Consider the following 5,935-nt stretch of genomic DNA (forward strand, 5'->3'; position numbering starts at 1 on the left):
TAAATGTGGACTGAAAATAGACAGAGATAAAAACGCTTCAATTAATCTTGGTAACTATAAATTAGCATAATATCACCTAAAAGATAATGCTAATATGTACCCTGCGTTGTGGGGGAATTCAAGTCCTAGGAGAGTTACACAAACTAGAGTAGAATAATTAATTATTCAAAATAGAACTCTATGAACAGGAAATGTTATTTGGTAACGAATAACGCAAGTAAAATTTATATATTTATAACTTTTTATAAGTTTTATGCAACGGGGTAATTATTATAGGTATAATAATTATTTTATGTAATATAGTATCAGATATGTTCTGTAAATGTATTGACCCTAGGATTAGGGAGGTGGAAGATTAAAATGAGGAGTATAAATTCCTTTGGATTTAAATGTGAAAGTAATAAGTGTGTAAGCAAAGATAATTTCCCATTTGTTTCTATAGCCTTTTTAGTTTTTTTAACATTAGTAGCTTTCATAGTTCCATTATTTATAAAGGAGCCTCAAAATTATATGAATTTATCTAGAACATATATTTCGCCAAATTCAAAATATATTTTTGGTACTGATGGCATGGGAAGAAATATATTAATAAGATGCATATATGGGGGAAGGGTCTCTATATTAGTAGGTGTAGCTTGCATGATAATATCCAGTGCAATAGGAATTATATATGGCTGTGTCAGTGGATATTATGGCAAGATTTTAGATAAAATAATGATGAGAATATTAGACTTCTTTCTAATACTACCATCTATAGTTATAGTAGCTTTCATTCAAGCATTTTTTGAAAATAAAGGTTTGCTGGAGATAATATTAGTAATTTCCATTACTAGCTGGATGAGAGTTGCAAGGATAGTAAGGGGAGAAGTATTGAAATTAAAATCATCAGAGTTCGTTGTAGCATCTAGGGGAATGGGAGCAGGATTTTTTCACATATTAAGAAGACATTTGCTACCTAATTTTATGCCCACTATAATTTTTATATGCACTTTAAATGTGGCTAGTGCAATAGTGACAGAGTCTACTTTGAGTTTTTTAGGCTTAGGACTACCAGTGGAAATACCTTCTTGGGGAAGTATGCTTATAGATGCCCAAAAGGACATATTATCCAATAAATGGTGGACTAGTTTATTTCCGGGAATAATGATAATTGCTACAGTACTTTCTGTAAATAGTATTGGAGAATATATAAGAAAATTAAATCATAAGAATTTCGTTAGTTTGTAATTTGGAGTATTTTTATAATAGATACAGTAAAAGTTTAGAATAAAAATTACAATAAAAATTAGTAAAAAAGTATTGCAATGTTAAATTTTTTTGATATAATAATAAATGTAATAAATGTTCCGCAGTAGCTCAACGGTGGAGCACTCGGCTGTTAACCGATAGGTTGGAGGTTCGAGTCCTCTCTGCGGAGCCATTTTTATTTTTTGAATACTATTGACTTATATTTAATATTTGATAAAATAATATACAAATTAAATATTTGTGTGCTATGAAAAAGAGGAGTAGCTATAAACTTTTTTTTAGAGAGATCATGGTTGGTGAGAATGATCAAAAAGTTATGGTAAAGGGCGCTTTGGAGTACATGATGAAGGAAGATGGGCTGATGCCAAAGAGGGTGGAACCGCGGAATGAAATTTCGTCCCTTATGGTATTGGGCTTTTTTTTTATATAAAAATATTTAGGGCATATTAATTTCTTTAAGTGATAAAAATAATGTTTAAAAAATTATTTGTAACTATAATAAGGAAAGGTAGGTGAAAAACCTGCTTTGTAGTTTAAATGATTAGAATATACTACCACTTTATAATGTATAAGGTGCAGAACCCATTTATGGGATTTTGATGGCAGGGAAGATTATGGCATGTGAAAAAACTATGGAAAAGATAGTTGCTTTGTGTAAGGGAAGAGGATTTATATTTCAAGGCTCTGAGATATATGGTGGCTTAGCAAACTCTTGGGATTATGGTCCTTTAGGTGTAGAGTTCAAAAACAATGTAAAAAAAGCATGGTGGAAAAAATTTGTTCAAGAAAGTCCATACAATGTGGGAATTGATGCAGCTATATTGATGAACAGCGAAGTTTGGGTAGCATCTGGACACATAGGAGGTTTTTCAGATCCATTAATGGATTGTAAGGCATGTAAAGCTAGATATAGAGCTGATAAATTAGTTGAAGACCATTTAAGCGCTAATGGTAATGACAATGTAAGTGCAGATGGATGGACAAATGAAGAATTAAGGGAATATATAGAAAAGAATGAAATAGTTTGTCCTAAGTGTGGTAAAAAAGAGTTTACTGATATAAGAAAGTTTAATTTGATGTTTAAAACATTCCAAGGAGTAACAGAAGATTCTAAATCAGAAATATACTTAAGACCAGAAACTGCTCAAGGTATATTTGTAAACTTTAAAAATGTTCAAAGATCTGCAAGAAAGAAAGTACCATTTGGTATAGCTCAAATAGGAAAATCTTTTAGAAATGAGATAACTCCAGGAAACTTTACATTTAGAACAAGAGAATTTGAACAAATGGAACTAGAATTTTTCTGTAAGCCAGGAACTGACCTAGAATGGTTTAAATATTGGAAAGATTATTGCTGGGACTTCCTATTATCATTAGGAGTGGAAAAGGAAAGTTTAAGATTTAGAGATCATGCTCAAGAAGAATTATCATTCTACAGTAATGCCACTTCAGATATAGAATATTTATTTCCATTTGGCTGGGGAGAATTATGGGGTATTGCTGATAGAACAGACTATGACTTAAAAAAACATGCAGAACACTCAAGTCAAGATTTGAGCTACTTAGATCCTACAACTAACGAAAAATATGTTCCATACTGTATAGAACCATCTTTAGGAGCAGACAGAGTTGCACTAGCATTTTTAGTGGATGCTTATGATGAGGAAGAACTAGAAAATGGAGATGTAAGAACAGTATTACACTTGCATCCAGCTCTTGCACCATTCAAAGCAGCAGTATTACCATTGACTAAAAAATTATCAGATAAAGCATTAGAGGTTTATGGAAACTTAAGCAGAAAGTTCAATGTGGATTATGATGATGCAGGAAGTATAGGAAAGAGATACAGAAGAGAAGATGAAATAGGAACTCCATATTGCATAACTATAGATTATGATACACTAGAAAATAATACAGTTACTATAAGACATAGAGATACTATGGAGCAAATAAGATTAGACGTAGACCAGTTAGATAAATTTATAGAAGAAAAACTTCAATTCTAATACAACTAGCATAAATCTCTCAGTACAGATTTAAAAAAGAAGTTAAGTCTTAGTTTAGGAAATGAAGGCAGAATTTATATATTTGGTGTTTACACTGATAAATAGTAAAATGATAAAAACATTTAGTATATAAAAAAACCTGTGTTTGTAAGTTTTTACACACAGGTTTTTAATTTAACTAATTTAAAATAAAAAAATAACCGGATAATACTATCCGGCAAAATAGGGTTTAATCATGGGGATATGTCATATGTTTACTAAAACTTGGGGAATTATTAATACTTTCTTACGGCACAAAAAGAAGTATACCATAGGTGTATAACAATATTCAAGTGGTAAAAATAAAGTTTTTAAATTAAATAAATTCACGCAATTTACACAATAAATTCAATATGGTATTTGTAGTTTTATGTCGTAAACTAATAATAATATTTATTATATTCACTGAAAAATATAACAACGTAAACATTCATTTATTGTATGTATTTTATAAATGATTTTTATTTATCTTTTAGAGTGATATAATTAAAATGTGATAGCGTGCTATAACACTTATTTTGGAGGTAAAAATATGAGACGTGAATTTAAAGAATTTAAGGAATTTATAAAAGGGAAAAATGTAGCGGTAGTAGGCATAGGTGTCAGCAATAAACCTTTAATTCATTTTTTAGTTAAGCTAGGTGCTAAAGTAACTGCATTTGATAAAAAAAGTAAAGACCAATTGGGAGACACATATGATGAATTAATGAATATAGGGGTTAATGCTGTTTTGGGAGAGGGATATTTAGATAAGCTAACAGGTTTTCAGGTTGTATTTAAAACTCCTTCTATGAGATTTGATAATCCTGTTTTAGTAAGGGCAAAAGAAGAAGGGGTCTATATAACTTCTGAAATGGAGGAATTTATAAAATATTGCCCAGCCAAAATATTTGGAGTAACAGGCAGTGATGGTAAAACTACTACAACTACGCTTATATATAATATATTAAAAGAAGAGGGGTATAAAGCTTGGGTAGGTGGAAACATAGGAACTCCTTTATTTGCTGAAATAGAAAACATAAATAAAGAGGATAAAGTAGTATTAGAGTTATCGAGTTTTCAACTTATGAAAATGGAATATTCCGGTAATGTAGCAGTAGTGACAAATTTAAGTCCAAATCACTTGGATATGCACAAAGGTATGGAAGAATACGTAGAAGCTAAAAAGAATATATTCAAGTATCAAGGCGAAAAGGATTTATTGATATTAAACAGAGATAATGATATTACCAATGGCATGGTTTCAGAAGCTAAGGGCGATGTGAGACAATTCAGTATAAAAGAGATAATAGAAGATGGTGGATACTTTAAAGATGAAATTCTTTATATAAAAGGTAAGCCAGTTTGTAAAAAAGATGAAATTAAAATATTAGGAATGCATAATGTGGAAAATTTATTGGCTGCTTTCTGTGCAACTTATGAAGAAGTTAGTATAGAATCTATGAAAAAGGTTGCTACTAATTTTACTGGAGTTGAGCATAGAACAGAGTTTATAAGAGAGATAGAAGGAATTAAGTACTACAATGATTCCATAGCTTCAAGCCCAACAAGAACATTAGCTGGATTAAAATCCTTTCATAAACCAGTGGTATTAATTGCAGGAGGATATGATAAAAATATACCTTTTGAGCCATTAGCTGAAGAAGGGTATTCTAAAATAAAAGCTCTTGTGCTTTTAGGTGTAACTAAAAACAAAATAAAGGATGCTTTTGAAAAGGTAATGGAAGATAAGAAAGTAAATATTCCTATATATTTAGTAAATAGTTTAGAAGAAGCAGTAGAGAAAGCTAGAGAAGTAGCTGAAAAAGGAGACATAATAACATTGTCACCTGCTTGTGCTAGTTTTGATATGTTCCCTAATTTTGAAGTAAGAGGAAACAAATTTAAAGAAATAATTAATAGCCTTAAGTAAACTATCACAGTCATAACCTTCAACCGTTAATATTGTTTAGATGGTTATGACTTAAATTTCATACATAAATTTGGGGCTTTATATTAGATGAATAAAGGCTTAAAAAAAATTTTTATTGGCGGTAGCTAGCGAAAATATAGAAATATTAAATATCAAATATTAAATATCAATTTTTGCATTTTTATGTTATAAATGCGGAAGTTGAATAAATAGTTAATAGCGATTAATGACTGGGGAGTAGTGACTAGTGATTAGAGAATGGAGATTAGTAGTTAGTGATTGGTATATAAGAAACGTTATCGGGTGTATCAATAGGAGGAAAACTTTAAAAAATTAAGGAATAATGAGAATATACAATATAAACTTATTATAAAAGCATAAATAGTATAAACTTAAGGACATTAAGGATATATAATAACACTTGTCGTTGTTGCCACGATGCGCAGCAACAGAGAACAAAATTAATTAATCTATTGACAAGATAAATTAATTTTGATAATATAAAGTACGTCGTAAGACAAAGCTAAAAACTGGTCTTTGAAAATTAAACAGAGATGATGATGATAAATCATAAAGTCAGTGAATTTGAGTTTGAGATTGAACTTTAAATTGAGAGTTTGATCCTGGCTCAGGACGAACGCTGGCGGCGTGCCTAACACATGCAAGTCGAGCGATGAAGTTCCCTTCGGGGAACGGATTAGCGGCGGACGGGTGAGTAACACGTGGGCAA

General features: G+C 30.6%; 3 protein-coding genes, 1 tRNA gene, 1 rRNA gene and 1 other annotated feature. All 5 genes read left to right on the forward strand.

What is annotated here, in order from left to right; genetic code table 11:
* The first annotated feature begins 360 nt into the window (after positions 1–360).
* Positions 361–1,227, forward strand: coding sequence for an ABC transporter permease (locus FGK85_RS14255; RefSeq protein ID WP_138207736.1), 867 nt, complete (start codon positions 361–363; stop codon positions 1,225–1,227).
* 118 nt (positions 1,228–1,345) lie between these two features.
* Positions 1,346–1,420: transfer RNA gene (locus tag FGK85_RS14260), tRNA-Asn, on the forward strand.
* A gap of 66 nt (positions 1,421–1,486) precedes the next feature.
* Positions 1,487–1,653: a binding site (T-box leader), on the forward strand.
* Positions 1,654–1,862: 209 nt separating this feature from the next.
* Positions 1,863–3,254 carry a glycine--tRNA ligase gene (locus tag FGK85_RS14265; RefSeq protein WP_138207738.1) on the forward strand — a complete coding sequence of 464 codons (1,392 nt, stop codon included), beginning with the start codon at positions 1,863–1,865 and terminating at the stop codon, positions 3,252–3,254.
* A 571-nt stretch (positions 3,255–3,825) separates the two neighbouring features.
* Entirely contained in the window at positions 3,826–5,205 is a 1,380-nt protein-coding gene (gene murD / locus FGK85_RS14270; protein ID WP_138207740.1) for a UDP-N-acetylmuramoyl-L-alanine--D-glutamate ligase, read from the forward strand.
* Positions 5,206–5,810: 605 nt separating this feature from the next.
* A 16S ribosomal RNA gene (locus FGK85_RS14275) occupies positions 5,811–5,935 on the forward strand; the annotation flags it as partial.

It is taken from the genome of Haloimpatiens lingqiaonensis (genome assembly GCF_901447495.1).
GTDB classification, from domain to species: domain Bacteria; phylum Bacillota; class Clostridia; order Clostridiales; family Clostridiaceae; genus Haloimpatiens; species Haloimpatiens lingqiaonensis.

Coding starts and splice junctions, on each gene's coding strand:
- FGK85_RS14265 (WP_138207738.1), top strand. CDS start 1,863: ATGGCATGTGAAAAAACTATGGAAAAGATAGTTGCTTTGTGTAAGGGA.
- FGK85_RS14255 (WP_138207736.1), top strand. CDS start 361: ATGAGGAGTATAAATTCCTTTGGATTTAAATGTGAAAGTAATAAGTGT.
- murD (WP_138207740.1), top strand. CDS start 3,826: ATGAGACGTGAATTTAAAGAATTTAAGGAATTTATAAAAGGGAAAAAT.